Source organism: Thermus caldifontis, assembly GCF_003336745.1.
GTDB classification, from domain to species: domain Bacteria; phylum Deinococcota; class Deinococci; order Deinococcales; family Thermaceae; genus Thermus; species Thermus caldifontis.
Genome location: NZ_QGMX01000003.1, coordinates 75,316 through 94,021 on the forward strand (window position 1 = coordinate 75,316; position 18,706 = coordinate 94,021).

The 18,706-nt window shown below is 65.2% G+C and carries 24 protein-coding genes; 11 read left to right on the forward strand and 13 right to left on the reverse strand.

What is annotated here, in order from left to right; all coding sequences use genetic code 11:
• Positions 1 to 47: 47 nt before the first annotated feature.
• The gene (gene prfA / locus DK874_RS05840) at positions 48 to 1,112 is read left to right on the forward strand and encodes a peptide chain release factor 1 (RefSeq protein ID WP_114313088.1); all 1,065 of its coding nucleotides are present in this window, start codon (positions 48 to 50) and stop codon (positions 1,110 to 1,112) included.
• A complete protein-coding gene (locus DK874_RS05845) occupies positions 1,112 to 1,579 on the forward strand; it encodes an NUDIX hydrolase (RefSeq protein ID WP_114313089.1) in 468 nt (155 codons plus the stop codon). Before prfA ends, DK874_RS05845 begins: the two co-directional genes overlap by 1 nt.
• Here the strand turns inward: DK874_RS05845 and DK874_RS05850 are convergent.
• Entirely contained in the window at positions 1,576 to 2,262 is a 687-nt protein-coding gene (locus DK874_RS05850) for a hypothetical protein (RefSeq protein ID WP_114313090.1), read from the reverse strand. The genes DK874_RS05845 and DK874_RS05850 overlap by 4 nt on opposite strands.
• Before the next feature lie 59 nt (positions 2,263 to 2,321).
• Here DK874_RS05850 and DK874_RS05855 point away from each other — a divergent pair, with 59 nt between their 5' ends.
• Complete coding sequence (locus DK874_RS05855; protein ID WP_114313091.1) at positions 2,322 to 3,371, forward strand: NADH:flavin oxidoreductase/NADH oxidase; 1,050 nt, start codon at positions 2,322 to 2,324, stop codon at positions 3,369 to 3,371.
• Here DK874_RS05855 and DK874_RS05860 read toward each other — a convergent pair.
• Entirely contained in the window at positions 3,368 to 3,742 is a 375-nt protein-coding gene (locus DK874_RS05860; RefSeq protein ID WP_114313092.1) for a nucleotidyltransferase domain-containing protein, read from the reverse strand. The genes DK874_RS05855 and DK874_RS05860 overlap by 4 nt on opposite strands.
• The gene (locus tag DK874_RS05865) at positions 3,699 to 4,079 is read right to left on the reverse strand and encodes a HEPN domain-containing protein (protein WP_114313093.1); all 381 of its coding nucleotides are present in this window, start codon (positions 4,077 to 4,079) and stop codon (positions 3,699 to 3,701) included. The genes DK874_RS05860 and DK874_RS05865 overlap by 44 nt, the downstream gene beginning before the upstream one ends.
• Positions 4,080 to 4,108: 29 nt before the next feature.
• On the opposite strand from DK874_RS05865, the gene DK874_RS05870 reads away from it, so the two are divergent.
• A complete protein-coding gene (locus DK874_RS05870; protein WP_114313094.1) occupies positions 4,109 to 5,068 on the forward strand; it encodes a quinone oxidoreductase family protein in 960 nt (319 codons plus the stop codon).
• On the opposite strand, the gene DK874_RS05875 is transcribed toward DK874_RS05870, so the two are convergent.
• Positions 5,057 to 5,965 carry a carbohydrate kinase family protein gene (locus DK874_RS05875; RefSeq protein WP_114313095.1) on the reverse strand — a complete coding sequence of 303 codons (909 nt, stop codon included), beginning with the start codon at positions 5,963 to 5,965 and terminating at the stop codon, positions 5,057 to 5,059. The genes DK874_RS05870 and DK874_RS05875 overlap by 12 nt on opposite strands.
• A 132-nt stretch (positions 5,966 to 6,097) precedes the next feature.
• Between DK874_RS05875 and DK874_RS05880 the strand changes: the two genes are divergently transcribed.
• Both DK874_RS05880 and DK874_RS05885 read left to right on the forward strand, forming a co-directional pair.
• Positions 6,098 to 7,924 (forward strand): aldehyde ferredoxin oxidoreductase family protein, encoded by a 1,827-nt coding sequence (locus DK874_RS05880; protein WP_114313096.1) that lies wholly within the window; start codon positions 6,098 to 6,100, stop codon positions 7,922 to 7,924.
• Between the two features lie 58 nt (positions 7,925 to 7,982).
• Entirely contained in the window at positions 7,983 to 8,492 is a 510-nt protein-coding gene (locus DK874_RS05885) for a ubiquitin-like small modifier protein 1 (RefSeq protein ID WP_114313097.1), read from the forward strand.
• Here the strand turns inward: DK874_RS05885 and DK874_RS05890 are convergent.
• The 3 genes from DK874_RS05890 to DK874_RS05900 are packed head-to-tail and all read right to left on the reverse strand — an operon-like array spanning position 8,489 to position 10,597.
• Complete coding sequence (locus DK874_RS05890) at positions 8,489 to 9,169, reverse strand: ATP-binding cassette domain-containing protein (RefSeq protein ID WP_114313098.1); 681 nt, start codon at positions 9,167 to 9,169, stop codon at positions 8,489 to 8,491. The genes DK874_RS05885 and DK874_RS05890 overlap by 4 nt on opposite strands.
• Complete coding sequence (locus DK874_RS05895) at positions 9,166 to 9,801, reverse strand: ABC transporter permease (protein WP_114313099.1); 636 nt, start codon at positions 9,799 to 9,801, stop codon at positions 9,166 to 9,168. The genes DK874_RS05890 and DK874_RS05895 overlap by 4 nt, the downstream gene beginning before the upstream one ends.
• A complete protein-coding gene (locus DK874_RS05900) occupies positions 9,788 to 10,597 on the reverse strand; it encodes an ABC transporter substrate-binding protein (RefSeq protein ID WP_114313100.1) in 810 nt (269 codons plus the stop codon). The genes DK874_RS05895 and DK874_RS05900 overlap by 14 nt, the downstream gene beginning before the upstream one ends.
• A gap of 22 nt (positions 10,598 to 10,619) precedes the next feature.
• On the opposite strand from DK874_RS05900, the gene DK874_RS05905 reads away from it, so the two are divergent.
• Together DK874_RS05905 and DK874_RS05910 are read left to right on the forward strand one after the other, a co-directional pair.
• Entirely contained in the window at positions 10,620 to 10,901 is a 282-nt protein-coding gene (locus DK874_RS05905; RefSeq protein WP_114313101.1) for a DUF309 domain-containing protein, read from the forward strand.
• A complete protein-coding gene (locus DK874_RS05910; protein ID WP_114313102.1) occupies positions 10,898 to 11,878 on the forward strand; it encodes an asparaginase in 981 nt (326 codons plus the stop codon). The genes DK874_RS05905 and DK874_RS05910 overlap by 4 nt, the downstream gene beginning before the upstream one ends.
• A 2-nt stretch (positions 11,879 to 11,880) precedes the next feature.
• On the opposite strand, the gene DK874_RS05915 is transcribed toward DK874_RS05910, so the two are convergent.
• Both DK874_RS05915 and DK874_RS05920 read right to left on the reverse strand, forming a co-directional pair.
• On the reverse strand, positions 11,881 to 12,201 hold the full coding sequence (locus DK874_RS05915) for an FUN14 domain-containing protein (protein ID WP_162798734.1): 321 nt from the start codon (positions 12,199 to 12,201) through the stop codon (positions 11,881 to 11,883).
• A 37-nt stretch (positions 12,202 to 12,238) separates the two neighbouring features.
• A complete protein-coding gene (locus tag DK874_RS05920) occupies positions 12,239 to 12,790 on the reverse strand; it encodes an HD domain-containing protein (protein ID WP_114313104.1) in 552 nt (183 codons plus the stop codon).
• Between the two features lie 16 nt (positions 12,791 to 12,806).
• On the opposite strand from DK874_RS05920, the gene ispF reads away from it, so the two are divergent.
• Positions 12,807 to 13,265 carry a 2-C-methyl-D-erythritol 2,4-cyclodiphosphate synthase gene (gene ispF / locus DK874_RS05925; protein ID WP_114313105.1) on the forward strand — a complete coding sequence of 153 codons (459 nt, stop codon included), beginning with the start codon at positions 12,807 to 12,809 and terminating at the stop codon, positions 13,263 to 13,265.
• A gap of 2 nt (positions 13,266 to 13,267) precedes the next feature.
• On the opposite strand, the gene DK874_RS05930 is transcribed toward ispF, so the two are convergent.
• Positions 13,268 to 13,933 carry a tetratricopeptide repeat protein gene (locus DK874_RS05930; RefSeq protein ID WP_114313260.1) on the reverse strand — a complete coding sequence of 222 codons (666 nt, stop codon included), beginning with the start codon at positions 13,931 to 13,933 and terminating at the stop codon, positions 13,268 to 13,270.
• A 95-nt stretch (positions 13,934 to 14,028) separates the two neighbouring features.
• Here DK874_RS05930 and DK874_RS05935 point away from each other — a divergent pair, with 95 nt between their 5' ends.
• Positions 14,029 to 15,480 carry a tetratricopeptide repeat protein gene (locus DK874_RS05935; RefSeq protein WP_114313106.1) on the forward strand — a complete coding sequence of 484 codons (1,452 nt, stop codon included), beginning with the start codon at positions 14,029 to 14,031 and terminating at the stop codon, positions 15,478 to 15,480.
• Between the two features lie 40 nt (positions 15,481 to 15,520).
• Positions 15,521 to 16,339 (forward strand): (R)-S-adenosyl-L-methionine hydrolase, encoded by an 819-nt coding sequence (locus tag DK874_RS05940; RefSeq protein WP_114313107.1) that lies wholly within the window; start codon positions 15,521 to 15,523, stop codon positions 16,337 to 16,339.
• Here DK874_RS05940 and surE read toward each other — a convergent pair.
• From surE to DK874_RS05955, 3 genes are read right to left on the reverse strand one after another with little or no spacing between them, the layout of a single operon-like run.
• On the reverse strand, positions 16,287 to 17,036 hold the full coding sequence (surE, locus tag DK874_RS05945; protein ID WP_114313108.1) for a 5'/3'-nucleotidase SurE: 750 nt from the start codon (positions 17,034 to 17,036) through the stop codon (positions 16,287 to 16,289). The genes DK874_RS05940 and surE overlap by 53 nt on opposite strands.
• A 25-nt stretch (positions 17,037 to 17,061) precedes the next feature.
• Positions 17,062 to 18,366 carry an RNA-guided endonuclease InsQ/TnpB family protein gene (locus DK874_RS05950; protein ID WP_240307614.1) on the reverse strand — a complete coding sequence of 435 codons (1,305 nt, stop codon included), beginning with the start codon at positions 18,364 to 18,366 and terminating at the stop codon, positions 17,062 to 17,064.
• Positions 18,367 to 18,426: 60 nt separating this feature from the next.
• Positions 18,427 to 18,633 (reverse strand): cold-shock protein, encoded by a 207-nt coding sequence (locus tag DK874_RS05955; RefSeq protein ID WP_114313109.1) that lies wholly within the window; start codon positions 18,631 to 18,633, stop codon positions 18,427 to 18,429.
• Positions 18,634 to 18,706 lie beyond the last annotated feature (73 nt).

Sequence of the window (18,706 nt, forward strand, 5' to 3'; positions counted from 1 at the left end):
ACCTAAAATCCCAGGCAAGCCCGGCTTGGGGTATCCTGAGGTAAGGTATGCTGGATAAGCTTGCGCGCCTAGAAGAGGAATACCGGGAGCTGGAAGCGCTCCTCGCCGACCCTGAGGTCCTGAAGGACCAGAAGCGCTACCAGGCCCTCTCCCGGCGGTATGCGGAGATGGGGGAGGTGATCGCCCTCATCCGGGAGTACCGGAAGGTGCTGGAGGACCTGGAGGGGGTGGAAGGCCTCCTCGAGGACCCCGAGCTGAGGGAGGTGGCCAAGGCGGAGAAGGAGGCCCTCCTTGCCCGCAAGGCGGAGTTGGAAGGGGAACTGGAGCGGCATCTCTTGCCCAAAGACCCCCTGGACGAGCGGGACGCCATCGTGGAGATCCGCGCCGGCACCGGGGGCGAGGAGGCCGCCCTTTTCGCCCGGGACCTTTTGCAGATGTACCTGCGCTTCGCCGAGGAGATGGGGTTTGAAACGGAGATCCTGGACTCCCATCCCACGGACCTGGGAGGCTTCTCCAAGGTGGTCTTCGAGGTGCGGGGGCCCGGGGCTTACGGCACCTTCAAGTACGAAAGCGGGGTCCACCGGGTGCAACGGGTCCCGGCCACGGAAACCCAGGGGCGGATCCACACCTCCACGGCCACGGTGGCGGTGTTGCCCAAGGCGGAGGAGTCCGACTTCCAGCTCAACATGGAGGAGATCCGCATTGACGTGATGCGGGCCTCGGGGCCTGGGGGCCAGGGGGTAAACACCACGGACAGCGCCGTGCGGGTGGTGCACCTCCCCACGGGGATCATGGTCACCTGCCAGGACTCCCGCAGCCAGATCAAGAACCGGGAAAAGGCCCTGATGATCCTGCGAAGCCGCCTCCTGGAGATGAAGCGGGCGGAGGAGGCGGAGAAGCTCCGAAAGACCCGCCTGGCCCAGATCGGCACCGGGGAGCGCTCGGAGAAGATCCGCACCTACAACTTCCCCCAGTCCCGGGTCACGGACCACCGCATTGGCTTCACCACCCACGACCTCGAGGGCATCCTCTCGGGGCACCTTCAGCCCCTGCTGGACGCCCTCAAACGGGCCGACCAGGAACGGCAGCTGGAGGCCTTGACGGAAGCGTGATGCGCCGCGAGATCCTGGTGGTGGCGGCCATCCTGTTGGACCGCCAGGGGCGGGTTCTCCTGGTGGGGAACGACTGGGGCCGGCGGGGCATGGTGCGCTACACCCTCCCCGGGGGCACCGTGGAGCCTGGGGAAACGGTTCTCGAGGCCCTGGTGCGGGAGGTGCGGGAGGAGACCGGTCTGAAGGTGAAGGCCATTGAGCACCTGGCCTACGCCATCCAGGTGGAGGACCGGCGCAAGAACGAACGCACCCTGGCCATGGCCTTCAGGGCCAGCTACGAGGGGCTTTTGAACCCCAGGGATCCCGACGGCCACATCGTGGAAGCCCGCTTCTTCACCCCGGAAGAGGTGGCGGTGAAGCTTTCCGGCCACCGCCCCTTGCTGGAACCCCTTTTGGACTATCTGGGAGGAGAGCGGGGACGGTTTTATGCCTACACCGGCTGGGGCCAGCCCGGGGTAAGGGTCTAGGGCCCCAGTTTTCTCTTGAGGTAGGCGGCAAGCTCCTCTATGGCCTTCCTCAGGGCCCGTTGTTCTTCTACAAGGGCCTCGAGGGGGTCCTTTGTTCCCTCCGCGGAAAGGGTCTTGAAAAGGAGGGTGGGGTTGCCGCATTTAGGGCAGGAGATCCCCGCCGGGCGGACAGACGGGGCATAAAAGATGCGGGTACGGCACCGGGGGCAAAGGAGGTACTTGGCCCCAGAGGCTTCCCCTTTGCGCACCGCCTCCTCCAGCTCCAGGGCTTCCTCCCGGGGGAAGCCCAGGAAAAAATCCTCTCCCGCCTGCACCAGACCCACCTCCTCCCGGGTGGGCTTTAGCTCCCCCTGTCCCCCCTCGGGGGTTTCCCAGGTAAACCCGTTCCAGCGGAAGTGGCGAAGGTGCGTTTTCCCCTGGAGATCCTCTATCTCCACGATGAGCTGGAGGCTAGGATCCTTAGGGTAGTAGTAAAAGCGCACCGCCTGCACCCCGGAAAGGCTCTTGGTGCGGGGCAGGGTGTAGGCCAGAGGACCTTCCCCCTTGGCCGGGTAGCCCACCAGCCGCTCAAGGTCATAGAGGGTAAGGCCGGGGCGCTCCATGTCCCCAAAGAGAAGGCTTTCCACATAGCGAAAAGCCGTGGCAAGATCGGGGCCTTGTCCCTGACCAGGGCTGGGGTCCATGGGATCAGTCTACCCTGGTAGACCCTCTCCCGGGTAGACCCCCTTGGCATAATGGGGTCATGTCCCTGCTCTTTTCCCCTTTGGAGCTTCGCGGGCTACGGCTCAAAAACCGCCTGGCCATGTCCCCCATGTGCCAGTACTCCGCCACCTCGGAGGGAGAGGTGACCGACTGGCACCTGCTCCACTACCCCACCCGGGCCCTTGGGGGCGTGAGCCTCATCCTGGTGGAGGCCACCGCCGTGGAGCCTTTGGGCCGCATCAGCCCCCATGACCTGGGCATCTGGTCGGAGGAGCACCTTCCAGGCCTAAAAGAGCTTGCCCGGAGGATCCGGGAGGCGGGAGCGGTGCCCGGAATCCAGCTGGCCCATGCCGGGCGCAAGGCGGGAACCGCCCGCCCCTGGGAAGGGGGAAAGCCCCTGGGCTGGCGGGTGGTGGGGCCAAGCCCCATCCCCTTTGACGAGGGCTACCCGGTACCCGAACCCCTGGACGAGGCGGGGATGGAGCGCATCCTCCAGGCCTTCGTGGAGGGAGCCAGGCGGGCTCTAAGGGCAGGCTTCCAGGTGATTGAGCTCCACATGGCCCACGGGTATTTGCTTTCCTCCTTCCTCTCCCCCCTTGCCAACCAGCGCACCGACGCCTATGGGGGTAGCCTGGAAAACCGCATGCGCTTTCCCCTTCGGGTGGCCCAGGCGGTGCGGGAGGTGGTGCCAAGGGAACTTCCCCTTTTCGTGCGGGTATCCGCCACGGACTGGGGGGAAGGAGGATGGGGCCTTCAGGACACCCTGGCCTTCGCCGGGAGGCTTAAGGAGGTGGGGGTGGACCTCTTGGACTGCTCCTCGGGCGGGGTGGTGCCCAAGGTGCGGATTCCCCTGGCCCCGGGCTTCCAGGTGCCCTTCGCCGACGCCGTGCGCAAGAAGGTGGGCCTGAAGACGGGGGCTGTGGGCCTCATCACCACCCCCGAGCAAGCGGAAACCCTCCTGCAGGCGGGAAGCGCCGACTTGGTGCTCCTGGGCAGGGTTCTCCTCAGAGACCCCTACTTCCCCCTAAAGGCCGCCAAGGCCCTAGGGGTGGCCCCGGAGGTCCCACCCCAGTATCAAAGGGGGTTTTAGGGAAGGGAAAGGGTGGGGTGACGAAAGAGCCAGCGCACCTCCCGCCCTAGGGTTTCGGCAAAGCGAGGGCTCCATTGGGGTAGGGCTTGCCATTCCGCCAAGGTGTAGACTAGGGCCTCCGTGGGCACAGGAAGCTCCTCCAAGGGAAGGCCTAAGGAGCGTTGCCAGGGGGGAAGGGAGGAGGATTCCACAAGCAGAAGCAAGTCCAGGTCGCTTCCCACCCCGTGGTCGCCCCGGGCGTAGGACCCGAAGTAGCCCAGGGCCAGAAGGCCAGGGATAGGGTGGCGGGCCAACCAGGCCTGAAGGGCCCCTTCCACCTCCTCCCGGCTAGGCCATCTGAGCACGGCAGAATTCAAGGATTTCGCGGGCATAGCGCACCGCCTCCTGGCTTTGCAAGGGGCCATAGTGCTCCGCAGAAGGCCCTTCGGGAAAAGCATCGGGGTAGCGGGTAGGGATATAGAGCCCATCCAGGTAGCGGCCCTTCTCCACCAGGTCTTGGGGCACCTCCAGGGGGAGCTCCTTAAGAAGCCGGGCCACCACGTGCCCCCAAGCCTCCTGGCCCAAGTGAAGGTGGAGGGCTTTCACCGCCTTCTCCGCGGCCTGCTGGGCGGCAAAGCAGGCCCACTCGTGCCGGCCTGCCTTCCGGGCAATCTGAGCCATCTCCAGGTCCTTTTCCGCCTGGAGAAGCCAGTCCCCTGCCCGGTTCACCCCCTCAGTTTACCGCTAGACTGAAGGCCATGAAAGCCATACGGGTACACCAGGTGGGCGGGCCGGAGGTCCTGACCCTCGAGGACCTCCCCCTCCCCGAGCCGGGCCCAGGGGAAGTTCTGGTCAGGCTTCTCGCCATCGGGGTCAACTACATTGACACCTACAAGCGCCGGGGCCTTTACCCCATGCCCCTTCCCTTCACCTTGGGGGAGGAGGGGGCCGGGGTGGTGGAGAAGGTGGGGGAAGGGGTGGTGGGGGTGCGCCCCGGGGATAGGGTGGCCTTCGCCAACGTGCAAGGCGCCTATGCCCAGTACCAGGTGGTGCCGGCGGAAAGGCTGGTGCCCGTGCCCGAAGGGCTTGACCCCAAGCTGGCGGCGGCGGGCCTGCTTCAGGGGATGACCGCCCACTACCTCCTCCGAAGCACCTACCCCGTGCAGGCAGGGGATCAGGTGCTGGTGCACGCAGGGGCCGGAGGGGTGGGGCTCCTTCTCATCCAGTGGGCCAAGCACTTAGGGGCCACGGTCTACGCCACCGCCAGCACGGAGGAGAAGCGGGCCCTTTGCCTGCAGGCGGGGGCCGACTACGCCCTCCCCTACGAGGGTTTTGCCCAGGCGGTGAAGGCCCTTTCCGGGGGTGGGGTGGATGTGGTCTACGACGGGGTGGGGCAAAGTACCTTTGAGGGGAGCCTCGAGGCCCTGAGGCCTCGGGGCTTTTTGGTCCTCTTCGGCCAGTCCTCGGGGCCCGTGCCCCCCATGGACCCCCAGGTGCTGAACCGGAAGGGAAGCCTCTACCTCACCCGCCCCACCCTCCACCACTACACCGCCACCCGCAAGGAGCTCCTCTTGCGGGCGGGGGAGGTGTTCCAGGCCCTGCGGGAAGGGTGGCTACGGGTGCGGATTGGGGCTGAGTTCCCCCTGGAAAAGGCCCGGGAAGCCCACGAGGCCCTGGAGGGGCGAAAGACCACGGGAAAGGTCCTCCTAATCCCCTAGGTACTGGGCCTTCCAGGCCCTAAGCCCCCCCTCTGGCAGGTAGGCCCCCCGCACGGTGCAGGCCAGGGCGGAAAGGGCGATGGCGCCCTCCAGGATGGCCCTGAGGTCCTCCCGGGAGAGGCGGGCGAGGCTTCCCTTCCCATAGCCCTTCTGGAGGAGAAGGGCAAGAAGCCCCGCGGTAAAGCTATCCCCCGCCCCCACGGTGTCCTTTACCCTCACCGCCTTCCCGGGGAGGCGCACTTCCTCCTCCCCAAGGAAGGCCACCGCTCCTTCCTCCCCCAGGGTGAGAACCCTTAAGGGTGGGTCCAGGGCCTTCACCGCCCCCACGGGGTCCTGGGGGAAAAGAAGCCTTGCGTCCTCTAGGGAAAGCTTCAAGAGGTCCACCCGGGCCAGGTAGGCTTCCATCCGCTTTCGCTCCTTGGGGGTAGGGGGATGGCGGAGGTTGGGGTCATAGGAGAGGAGGGCCCCTTCCCTCTCCGCCTCTTCCAAAAGAAGCCTTAGGCCCTCCTCCGTGCGGTCCTCGAGGGCAAAGAGGGAGCCGAAATGGAAGGCCTTGGCCCCCTTTAGGCTCCCTGGCCCTGGATGGTAGGGCTTCTGGAAGGGGCGGTGAAAGCTATAGCTGGCGTTCCCCTCCCTATCCAGCCGCACCAGGGCCAAGGGCATGGGGGCCGGATGGCGGAAAAGCCTTAGCCCTAGGCCCCGCCTTCGCATCTCCTCCTCGGCCCAGGCGGAAACCCAGTCCTCCCCCACCTCGGAAAGGAAGCGCACGGGAAAACCCAGGCGGGCTAGGGTGGTGGCGGTGTTCAGCACCGAGCCCCCTAAAACCCCAGAGAAGCGCAAGGGGTCCTGGCCTTCCAACACCAGGTCCACCAGCACCTCCCCAGCTAGGGCCAGCATGGCTCCATTATGCCTGTCACCTCCTTTACATTCCCCAGGGATGCGGGTGGTATAATCCTCCAGAACCTGGGCAGCGGTGCGTGACCTTCTTAGCCATGGGTGCCTTCCCTTTGGCCCAAAAGGAGGTAAAGGATGCTCGGTGGATACGCCCATAAGCTCGCCCGCATTAACCTCTCTAGCGGCCAGGTGGAGTACTTTGCCCCCGATCCCAAGGACCTGGAGATGTACGTGGGGGGCCGGGGCCTGGGGGTCAAGTACGTGTTTGAAAACGGCCCCAAGGTGGATCCTTTGGGTCCCGACAACCTCCTTTGCATCATGAATGGCCCCCTCTCCGGCACCCGGGCCAAGATGTCGGGGCGGCTGGCCGTGGTCACCAAAAGCCCCCTCACGGGTACCGTGACGGACAGCCACATGGGGGGATGGACGGCGGCCAAGCTTAAGTGGGCGGGGTTTGACGGGCTCCTCATCAAGGGGGCCTCGGAAAAACCCGTCTACCTTTTGGTCAAGGACGGGGAGGTTACCCTCCACGACGCCTCCGACCTCTGGGGCAAGACCACCCACGAGACCCACCGCATCCTAAGGGAACGGCACGGGGAGGACGCCGACGTGATGGCCATCGGCCCCGCCGGGGAAAACCTGGTGCGCTTCGCCAACTGGATCAACAACGACGAGCGGGCCGCAGGCCGGGGCGGCACCGGGGCGGTGGCCGGAAGTAAGAAGCTAAAGGCCATCGTGGTGGTGGGCAAGCAGGAGAAGATGCCCCAGCCCAAGGACCCCGAGCTCTGGCGGGAGGCGGACCAGCAGGCCTCCGCCACCATCAACGACCCCAAGAACGTGACCGCCCCCAAGAAGGGGGGGCTCTCACTCTTTGGCACCAACGTGCTCATGAACATCACCAACGTGATGGGAGCCCTTCCCACCTATAATGGCCAGCACACCTGCATTGAAGGGGTAGAGACCATCTCCGGGGAGTACATCCGCGAGCACCGCCTCATCAAGGACAACACCTGCCACGCCTGCCCCGTGGCCTGCAAGAAGATGGTGGAGGTGCACCTCAACGGCAAGGCCATCCGCTTTGAGTCCTACGAGTACGAGTCCGCCTGGGCCTTGGGAGCCCATGTGGGCAGCACCGACACCGATTGGACCGGCTACGCCATCTACCTTTGCAACGCCTACGGCATGGACACCATCGAAACCGGAAACGCCATCGCCGTCCTCATGGAGGCCACGGAGAAGGGCTACTACCAGGGGCCCGATGGGATCCGCTTTGGCGACAAGGAGGGCGAGAGCCGCACCATCGAGGCCATCGCCCACCGCCGGGGGGTAGGGGACAGCCTGGCGGAGGGGCCGGCGCGCTTTGCCAAGGCCCTCGGCCACCCCGAGCTTTCCCTCGAGGTCAAGGGCCAGTCCATCCCCGCCTACGATCCCCGGGGCCTCAAGGGCATGGGCATCGCCTACGCCACCTCCAACCGGGGGGCCTGCCACCTCCGGGCCTACACCCCCGCCTCGGAGATCCTGGGCGTGCCCTACAAGACCGACCCCCTGGCCTGGGAGGGGAAGGGCAAGCTCACCAAGCTCCTCCAGGACCTCTCCGCCTTCACCGACTCCTTGGACCTTTGCAAGTTCAGCCAGTTCGCCGAGGGCCTCGAGGAGTACGCCAAGCAGCTTTCCGCCTACTGGGGCCGGCCCGTGACCCCCGAGGAGATCCTCCTCATCGGGGAGCGCATCTACAACCTGGAGCGCTACTACAACAACCTGGCGGGCCATGGGGAAGGCTCCGACTACCTGCCCGAGCGCTTCCTGAAAGAGCCCTCCGACTGCGCGGGTTCCAAGGGCCAGCTTACGGAGCTGGAGCTGATGTTGCAGGAATACTACCAGGAGCGGGGTTGGGAGAAGGGGATGGTACCCCCCGCCAAGCTCCAGGCCCTAGGCATCCTCTCCGCCGCCGCCGACGACTAGGGAAACCCCCCAGGGGGACCCGGGCCCTCACCCACGGGTCCCCCTTTACACTTTGGTTATGCCTAAGGTAAACCTCTACGCCACCTTCCGGGACCTGGTGGGCCAGGGCCAGGTCCAGGTGGAGGGAAGAACGGTTGGGGAGGTTTTGCAAGCCCTGATCCAGGCCTATCCCGCCCTGAGGGAGGAGCTCTTTGAAGGGGAGGAGCTGGCCGAGCGGGTTTCCGTATTCCTGGAGGGGCGGGATGTGCGCTACCTAAATGGGCTTGCCACCCCCCTGGCGGAGGAGGCCACCTTGGACCTCTTCCCCCCGGTGGCGGGTGGCGCCTTTGCCCAGCGCTTTGGGGCCCTGCCCCCCTGGCTTTTGGAAAGGTACCTCCTGGAGTGGGGGGGAAGGAAGCTGGAGGAAGGGGTCTACGCCCTCTCCGGGGCCACCGTGCGCTTCGCCGAGGCGGAACCCCTAAGGGTGGGAAGCCTCTCCATCAGCCAGCTTGGGGTGGAGGTGGAGGGCGAGGAAGCCGAGGCCTGGTTCCAAAGGATCCAGATGGCGGCGGCCCGAGGCGGAGGCTAAGGAAGGAGCCGCCCCTGCAAAAAGGCCTGGCTCCTCGGGTCCTTTGGGCTTTGGAAAAACTGGCCCACGGGGGCTTCCTCCACCACCTGGCCCTGGAAGAGAAAGACCACCCTATGGGCAAGCCGGCGCACCTGGAAGAGGTCGTGGGTGGCCAGGACCACCCCCCGGCCTCCCTTGGCCGTTTCCTCCAGCAAGGCCTCCACCTTCAGGGTGTTGGCGGGGTCCAGGCTGGCGGTGGGCTCATCCAGGAGCAAGACCGCAGGCTCCACCAAAAGCGTTCTGGCCAGGGCCAGGCGCACCGCCTCCCCCCCGGATAGGAGATGGGCGGGCTGCCGGGCCTTGGCCCCTAAACCAATCCGTTCCAAAAGCAGGGCGGCCTGGGCCAGGGCCCGGCGCCGAGGGACCCCATGGAGCAACAGGCCGAAGGCGGCGTTTTCCAAGACGCTACGCCGAAGAAGGGGTGGGGTCTGGGGGAGGTAGGCCCGGAACCCTCCTTCCACCCGGCCCTCCTCCGGGGGAAGGAGGCCCGCAAGGAGGCGCAAAAGGGTGGTCTTGCCGCTTCCCGAAGGTCCCAGAACCGCCAGGATCTCCCCGGGGTAAACCTGGAGATGGGGAACCTCGAGGCTAAACCCCCCGTAGCGGCGCACCAATCCTTGGGCCTTAAGGACAGGGCTCATTCCCGCTCCAAAACCACCAGAAGGGCCGTGACCAAAAGGGCCACCCCCAGGAGGACAAAGCCTAAGGCCAAGGCGCTTTCCAGCTCCCCTTTGCGGGTTTCCACCACGATGGCCGTGGTGAGGACCCGGGTGTGGTGGCGGATATCCCCGCCCACCAAGGTGGCCGCCCCCACCTCGCTAATGGCCCCGCCAAACCCCGCCGCCAAGGCGGCGGCCAGGGTGCGGCGACTTTCCCAGAACAGGGTGGGAAGCACCTGGTTCTCCTTGCCCCCCAGGCTCCGCACCAGAAGCCGCACCTCCTCCACCCGGCCCCTGGCCCCCGAAAGCACGAAGGCGGCGATGAGGGGAAAGGCCAAGACCGCCTCTGCCAGCACCATGGCATAGGGGGTGTAGAGAAAGCCCAAGGAACCCAAGGGCCCAGAGCGGGAAAGGAGAAGATAAAAGAAAAGCCCCACCACCACGGAAGGGAGGGCCAGGCCAGCGTAGAGGAGAACCCGCCCGAAAATCCCTCCACCCCCCCTTAAGGCCAGCCAAAGCCCCAAGGGCACGGCGGGAAGGGCCGCCAAAAGGGTGGCAAGCCCCGCCACCCAGAGGCTCCGCAAGGAGATCTCCCAAAGCTCAGCGGCCTCCACCCCTGGGGATGATACACCGCCCCCTTAAGGCCTTAAAGAGCTGCGCCCCCTCCACCCGCAGGCCCTCCACCAACCGGGCCGCCTCCTCCGTGGCCAGGAAGCGGCGAAGGGCTTCCGCCTCCTCGGCCTTGGCCCCTCGAGGCACCACGTAGTACGTGTACCGATTCAAAAGAAGGGGGTCATCCCGCCGATAAAGGGCCACGAGACCCCGCCTCCGGCCCACGGTGAGGTAGGTGGCCCAGTCGGAAAGGGTATAGGCCCCCTTTTCCGCCGCCAGAACCAGGGTCTGGCCCATACCCGCCCCCGACTCCAGGTACCAGCTCCCCTTGGGGGTGAGGCCTGCCTTCTGCCAAAGCTCCCGCTCCTTCAAATGGGTGCCTGAGCGATCCCCCCGGGAGACAAAGGGAGCCTGGACCCGGGCGATCCGCCGCAGGGCCTCCCGGATATCCCCTGCCTCCTGGACCCGGGCGGGGTCCCCCTTGGGCCCCACCAGCAGGTAGCGGTTTTGGGCCAGGCAAAGGGGCCGGGCGAGGATGCCCCGTCCTAGGGCCTCCCCCTCGAGGCTTGGGGCATGGACCAAGACCGCATCCACATCCCCGCGCTCCGCCAACAGGAGGGCCTGCCCTGTACCCACGGCCAGGACCTCCACCCGCACCCCCGTGGTCCTCCCGAAGGCGGGCAAAAGCCGGTCCAAAAGCCCCGAGTCGTAGACGCTGGTGGTGGTGGCAAGCCTAAGCCCCAGACCCGGGCTCAAGGCCCAGACCGCCAGGAGAACCACCCCCTGGATGAGGCGCATGGGAAGAGTTTAGCCTGAAGGCGTGGAAGCCTTGAAGGAGGCCTGGCGCCTTTTCCAGGAGGGCCGTTTCTTTGAGGCCCACGAGGTCTTGGAGGAAGCCTGGCAGAGGGCGCAAGGGGAAAGGCGGCGGTTTCTGGGGGGGCTCATCCTCCTGGCCGCCGCCCTGCACCAGGCCCAGGCCGGGCGGGGGGGCCTGAGGAACCTGCGGAAGGCGGAAGGGAAACTAAAGGGCCTCCCCTCCCCCTATCTCGGCCTGGACTGGCAGCCCCTCTTGGAGGAGGCCCGGCGTAGACTTGGGGCGTGAAGGCTTGGGTCTACGTCTACCGCGGCCAAGAGGTGGAAAACCGGCACCGCATCTCCTTGGCTATCCACGGCCAGGAAGGCCTTTTGGCTTATGCGGGAAACCCCGGCTTATGGAGCTATATGCGCTCCTCGGCCAAACCCTTCCAGGCCCTGGCCCTCTTCCTCACGGGGGCAGTGGAGCGGTTTGGCCTCACGGAGGAGGAAGTGGCCTTGGCCACCGCCAGCCACGACGGCACCCCCCGGCATGTGGAGGTGGCCTCGAGGTTCCTGGCCAAGCTGGGCCTGGGCCCGGAGGCCCTGGTGTGCGGGGTGCACCCTCCCTTTTCCAAGGAGGCCCGGAAGGCCCTGGAGGTGGCCGGGCAGAGCCCCACCCCCCTTCACCACAACTGCTCGGGGAAACATGCAGGCATGCTGGCCGCCAGCTTAGCCCTAGGCGCAAGCCCCGAGGGCTACGAGAACCCCGCCCACCCGGTCCAGGTCCTTAACCAAAGAACCCTGAGGGAGCTTTCCGGGGTCGAGCCCCGTTTGGCCACGGACGGCTGTAGCGTGCCCACCTTTGCCCTGCCCCTTTCCCGGGCCGCCCGGGCCTTTCTCCTTCTGGCCCAGCCAGAGGTGGCAAGGGAAGCTTACCAAAAGCCCCTGCGCCAGGTCCGGGCCGCCATGCGCCGCTACCCGGAGCTGGTGGCAGGACCAGGAAGCATCGACACCCTCCTCATGGAGCGCCTGCCGGTGGTGGCCAAGCGGGGAGCCGATGGCTACTACGGCCTAGCCCTTCTGGAAAGCCCCCGTGGGCCCTTGGGCGTGGCCTTGAAGGTGGAGGATGGCTCGGCGCAAGCCCGGGAGGTGGCGGTGGTGGCCCTTTTGCGCCTCCTGGGCCTGGACCCAGGCCCCACCCCCTGGGACCAGCCAGAGCTAAGGAACTACCGCGGGCTACAGGTAGGCCACCTCAAGGCCCAGCTGGACCTCACCTGGCTCTAGATCTATCCCGCCCTCAGGCCCAGGACCAGCCCGCCCACGAAGCTGGCCCCAAAGGGGAGGTTATAGGTGAGGGTTTTTAGGAGCCTATCCCAGAAGCTTTGCAGGCCGGGTTGCTGCAGCAGGGGCTCCACATCCCTTTGGATACGGGTCCAGTCCACCTGGATATACCCCGCCTGGGCCAGGAGCTGGACGGCGATGAAAAGGAGGCCCAAGGCAATGGCCAGGAACCGGCCCACCTTCTTCAGGGCATAGCCCACCGCATACCCGGCCAAACCGCCAAAGGTCATCTGACCCAGGTAAGGGCTTAGATCAGGTAGTTCCACGCCCTTCACCCTAGCGGATGCTAGGGGAAAGAAGCAACTACTTTAGGCCCAAAAGCGTGGCTTCCCCCTTCATGGCCTCGAGGACAAAGGCCATGTGCTCCTCCAGAGGAAGCCCCAGGTCCTCGGCCCCCTTGAGGATCTCCTCCCGGTTCACTCCCCTGGCGAAGGCCTTGTCCTTGAACTTCTTCTTGAGGCTTGGCAGCTCGAGGCCCAGGATGGAGCGGTCTGGCCGCACATAAACCGCGGCGGTGATGAGGCCGGTGAGCTCGTCTACAGCGAAGAGGGCCTTGGCCATCAGGGACTTGCGGGGAACCCCAGTGTAAGAGGCGTGGCCCAGGATGGCCTGCAAGACCTCCTCGGGGTAACCCAGGCGCCTCAGCTCCTCCACCCCCCGGTAGGGGTGCTCCTCAGGGTATTTCTCGTAGTCCATGTCGTGGAGGACTCCGGCCATGGCCCAAACCTCCTCGTCCTCCCCAAAGCGGCGGGCGTAGGCCCGCATGGCCACCTCCACCGCCCGCATGTGCCGCCTTAGGGACTCGCTTTCCGTCCAGGCCTCCATGAGGGCTAGGGCTTCCGCAAAGCTCGGCATGCCCTAAAGTATAGCCATGCGCCTAGGCTACGGGGAGGATAGCCACCGCCTTGTGGAGGGCAAGCCCCTCTACCTCTGCGGCCTCTTGATCCCAAGCCCCCACGGGGCCCTGGCCCATTCCGATGGGGATGCTCCCTTACACGCCCTCACCGACGCCTTGCTTTCCGCCTTTGGCCTTGGGGATATCGGCCTCCTTTTCCCCGACACCGACCCCCGCTGGCAAGGGGCAAGGAGCGAGGTTTTCCTACAAGAAGCCCTCCGCCAGGTGGGGGAAAGGGGGGGAAAGCTGATCCAGGTAAGCCTGGCCATCGTCCTGGACCAGCCCAAGCTTTCCCCCCACCGCAAGGCCCTCCAGGAGAATCTTTCCAGGCTTCTAGGCCTCCCTTTGGACGGCATCGGCCTTACCTTCAAGACCTCAGAAGGACTTGCCCCCAAGCATATCCAAGCCCGGGCGGTGGTGCTTTTAGAGGGCTAGGCCTACCTCAGCTTGGCCAGCTCTTGCTGGGCCCTTTCTTGGTCGTAGCGGTCGGCGGCGGTTTTGGCGGGAAGGGAGAGGGCGGTTTCCAGCTGTTTTCTCGCCTCCTCCTTCTTGCCCCAGGCCGCAAGGACCTTGGCGTACTCCACCCGGTGGATGATCATGTCGGGCTCCAGCGCTATGGCCTTTTGCATGAGGGGCTCCACCCTCGAGCCATCCGCCCCCTGGGTGGCCGCCACCAACCAGCCCTTCTGCACCAGCTCAAAGTGCCACAGGGCCAAGGCCACCATGGCCCCGGCGTGGTCGGGTTTGAGCTTCAGGGTTTTCTCCAGATCGCCTTTGATCCTAGGGGCCAGGCCCTCCGCCAGGGCCTCGAGGATCCCCTTGAACTGGGAAAGCCGCCCTAAGGCCCGGGCCCGCTCAAAGTAACCCTCGGGAAACTCGGGAGCCTTGGCGATGGCCTGGGAGGCGGCCTTCTCCGCCTTCTCAAACCAGGGGCGCTTCTCCTCGGGCTTGGCCTGGTAAAGGGCGTAGAAGCTGGCTCCCTTGGCGGCTAAGGCCAGGGCCTCGGGGGTGCCCTGCTTCAGGCCAAGCTCATAGGCCTCTTGAAACCGCCCCGCATCCAGCAAGGCCGCCACCTGCGGCGCCTGGGCCAGGCCCAAGGCCAGGGCCGCCACCAAAAGAAAGGGTATCCAGTGTTTCACGGGTCTCACCCGCTGGGATTATACCGGGTCTAAAGCCTGCCCGGCGTAAACTGGAAGGCATGAGGCTTATCCTGGGATTGTTGCTCCTGGGCCTCCCCGCATGGGCCCAGGGAGCCGAGGATTATTTCACCCGTTGCCAGCGGCTTTTCCAACAAGGAGCCCTGGAAAGCGCCCAGGCCACCTGCGAACTGGCCCTTAAAAGCGACCCCGAACACCGGCCAAGCCTCCTTCTCCTCACCCGCATCCATCTGGAAAGGGGGGACCTGGGGCAGGCGGAAAGCTACCTGGGGCAACTGGGCGACGAACCGGAGGCCCGGCTCCTTCGCGCCCGGATCCTCCTGCAAAAAGGCCAGGCCGCGGAGGTCCTCAAGCTTTCCCTGCCTCCAGGACCCGAGGCCAACCTGCTAAAGGCCCAGGCCCTAAAGGCCCTTCGCCGGTACGAGGAGGCCTTGGGGTTCGCCCAAAACCTACCCCCTACCCCCGAAGCCCGGCTATTCCTGGCCCAGCTCTACCTGGCCCTGGGGCATCCCCAGGAGGGTCTAAAGGTCCTGGGCCCTACCCTGGGGGAAAGGCTGGAAAGGGGCCGCCTCCTCTTCCTTTCGGGCAAACCCCAGGAGGCCATCCCCCTTTTGGAGGGGCTTCTCCCCGAGCTTTCCGCCCAGCCCCGGATGCAAAGCGAGGCCCTTTCCCTCCTGGTCCTGGCCTACCTGGGGCAGGGGCAGCTTGCCCAGGGGCAGGCGGCCTTGAAGCAGCTTTCCACCCTGGAAAACCTCCCCGCCCGCCTCCTGGCCAGGGCCTGGCCGTGGCTTCTCGTCTTCTTGCTCTTTTTGCTCCTGGTCCTCCTGGGGGAAAGCCGCATCGAACCCCTGCGCACCCTCGAGGTGGTGGAGGACCCCTTGCCGGGGCCGGGAAGCCTTTACCTCACCCTCCTGGGTAGCCTCCTCCTCTCCCTTTTGTTGGCCGCCTTGCTGGGAAAGGCCCTGTTCGCCAACGCCCTAGCCCTTTTCACCCCCTACCAGAAGGACCTCCTCCTCCCCAACCTTTACCTCATCTATGGTCTTCTCCTCTTCGCCAGCCTTTTGCTGGTAAGGGGGTTCCGCAAGCGCCTCCCTAACCTGCTCGGTTCCTGGTCCACCTGGATTGAAGGGTTCTGGGTGGGGCCGGCTTTGGTCCTTCTCCTCTTCCTCTACGGCTGGGTCAGGGAAGCCCTGGGGCTTGGCACCCTGCCCCTAAACCTCCTGGCCTTCCTGGGCCTGGCCCTCATGGAGCCCTTTTTCCGAGGCCTCGTTCCCCTGGTCCTCAAGGAGCGGTATAAGGACCTCCACCCCTATCTGGCAGCCCTTCTCTTCGCCCTGGCCGTGCCCGGGCCCACCTTCCTCCTCCTTCTCCTGGGGGCTGGGCTCCTTTGGGCTAAGGAGCGGGCGGAGGGCACCTTGGGGCTGGCCCTGGGCTGGGTGGTGGCGGGGGTGATCCTGGCCCTCTTCCCCGCCTCCTGGCTTCGGGCCTTCTAAGGCCACCCCGGCTTTGCCGGGTTGGGAATCCCTCAAGAACATGCGTCCCGTCTTCTTCCTTTCCGATTTTGGCCTCGAGGACCCCTACGTGGGGGTGGTGAGGGCGGTTCTCTGGGAAAGGGCCCCTGGGGTACCCGTCCTGGACCTGGCCCACGCCCTACCCCCTCAGGACCTGCGCCGGGCCGCCTATGCCCTCGTTGAAGCCCTCCCTTACCTGCCGGAAGGGGCGGTGGTCCTGGCGGTGGTGGACCCCGGGGTGGGCACCAGGAGGCGGGCCATCGCCGCTTTGGGAAGACGCCTTTACGTGGGGCCCGACAACGGCCTTTTCACCCTGGCCTGGCTCCTGGACCCACCCATCCGAGCCCATGAGATCGCCCGCATCTCCCCTCCAAGCCCCAAGGGCATCCTCCCCCTGCCAGGCTGGGCCCCGGGGGGCCACACCTTCCACGGCCGCGACCTCTTCGCCCCCGCTGCGGCCCACCTGGCCCTGGGGCTGGCTCTGGAAGGGCTCGGACCGGAGGTGCCCGTACGGGACCTGGTGCGCCTCCCCCTCTCCCTTACCCCAGGACCCCAAGGGGAGGTCCTCACCTTTGACCGCTTTGGCAACGCCATCACCACCCTCCTCGAGGCCCCCCTAGGGGGGTTTGTGGAGGTGGCGGGGAAGAGGATCCCCATCCGCAAGACCTTTGCCGACGTGGAAAAAGGCGAGGCCGTGGCCTACCTGGGAAGCGCCGGGCTTTTGGAGATCGGCATCCACCAAGGGAGCGCCAAGGAAGGCCTTAGGCTAAGGGAGGGGATGCCCGTGGTCATAGCTCCTCCACCCAGCGCCCCACCTCCTCCAGAAGGTCCAAGGCGGTGAAGTCCAGGCTCACCGGGGTGATGGAGATGTACCCCCGCCGCACCGCATGGAGATCCGTGCCCTCCTCCTCTTCCCCCACCGGGGTGCCGGCGATCCAGTAATAGGGCTTCCCCTCGGGGTCCAGGCGCTCCACCACCGTGTCCTCCCAGTGGTGGGTGGAAAGCCGGGTAACCCTTATACCCTTGGGCATTCCCGCCGGGAAGTTCACGTTGAGAAGTACCCCCTTGGGAAGCCCCTTCTTTGCCACCATACGAGCGATGCGCACCGCCCATTTGGCCGCCAGGCTGAAATCCAACTCCTCGCCAGAGGTATCCAGGCTGAAGGCGATGGAGGGAATGCCCAAGGACGTACCCTCCAAGGCGGCGGCCACCGTGCCCGAATGGGTGAGGTCCAAGCCCAGGTTCACCCCGATGTTGATGCCGGAGACCAAAAGGTCCGGCCGGCCCAGAAGGTGCACCCCCAGTACCACGCAGTCGGCGGGGGTGCCGTCCACCCGGTAGGCGGGAATCTCCCCGAAACCGGCGCTGGCGGTGTGTTTGAAGCGCAAAGGGCGCCTTACGGTGATGCCATGGCCCACCGCGGACTGCTCCACATCGGGGGCCACCACATACACCTCGCCCAGCTCCCGCATGGCCAGGCCCAAGGCCTTGATTCCGGGAGAGAAGATGCCGTCGTCGTTGGAAACCAGGATGCGCATACCCCAAGCGTGACGACTCCCCGCTCTAAAGAGCGGGGCTTCTCGGGGACAAGTTTAAACCTGCCCCCAAAGGCTCCGTCCAAGCCCTGGCTAAGATGTTTATAGCTGCCGCTACGTCCCGGTGAAGAGGTGTTCCGCAAAAAGAACAGGTAAACTCCCTTACCCACAAAGGCCTCTTCTCCCGGTACCCACATATGGGGCAATCTTGGCTCGTGTGTCTGGGGTCTACCCCCAGGACGCGCCTACCAGCTTCCGCCGCTTTGTGGGCGAGGATTCGGAGAAACTGGGCCCATCCCGCATCCTGTACGCCCTTGGCGATGCGAGAACGGGCAAGCCCATGGATGTTCAGGTCTTCGTGGACAATGGTGCCATAACGGTTTACGAGCTTCCTGGCAAGTTTGTGGTGGAAGTCTTTGCGCTGGTTGGCGATTTTTTGGTGCAGTTTGGCAAGCTGTCTTTTGGCCTTTTTGTAGCGGTGGCTACCCCTTTTCTTTCGGGAGAGCTTCCTCTGTGCATCCGCAAGTTTAGCCTGGGTCCTCTGGTAGTGCCTGGGAGCTTCTACCATCTCCCCGTCGGAGGTGACGAGAAAGTGAGGGTTGGTACCTAGGTCTATCCCAATGGCCTCATGGCTTTCGGGTAGGGGTTTGGGCTCCACCTCACAGACAAAGACGATGTACCAGTGGTCCCCTTCCCTTTTGACCGTGGCCGTCTTTATCTTGCCTTCCAGGGGTCGGTGAAGCTTTATCTTCACCGAGCCGATGCCATAAATGTAAACCCGTTTACTGTCCTTCTGGAGTTTGACTCCGGTTACTCCGGCCTGGGGGAAGGTGAAGGAGTCGTAGCGTCCCTTCCCCTTGAAGCGGGGGTAGCCGGCTTTCCCTCCCTTTGCCTTTACCCTGCGGAAGAATCCCTGGAAGGCTTTGTCTACCCGTTCAATGACGTTCTGGAGGACCTGGGAGTGGACGCCCTTGTACTCCGGCAGCTCGGCCCGTATCTGGGGCAAATAGCGTTTCTGCTGGTAGAAGCCCACCGTCTTGCCTGCCTTCTTGTAGGCCTCTCTACGTTCCTGAAGTGCAGCGTTGTAGAGCTGTCGGGACAGGGAGAGGGTGCGCTCCAGGTCCCGAGCCTGGGGCTTGGTGGGGTAGAGGCGGTACTTGAAGGCCTTTCGGATCACCGTACCTCCATCCCATGGTAGCACGTCTGCCGCCTTGGAGCCCCTGCTCCAAATGAACCTCGGGCGGACGTGGGGGGCTAAGCTCCCTCCGGTCGCATGTAGCCTCGCTGACCCATGTATCCCCGGTTTGCAAACCGGGGGATTGTAACCCCCCACATCCCCCTTTTCTCTAAGGCAAAAAGGCCCCCGAAGGGGCCTTCTGCACAGGGGGATCTGCTAGAGGCGGCGGACCTTCTTGGCCTGGGGGCCCTTGCCGCCCCGGCCGGGCTCCACCTCAAACTCCACCCGGTCCCCTTCGTTCAGGCTGCGGAAACCCTCAGCCTCAATGGCCGTAAAGTGCACAAACACATCCGGACCCTCTTCCTGTTGGATGAACCCGTAGCCCTTTTCCGCGTTGAACCACTTAACCGTACCCTTCTTCATGCTTCTCCTTCATCCCTCAAACCCATCTGGTTTTCCAGGGACTCCTTACTATCCCACGGCCAGGTCAAAAAGT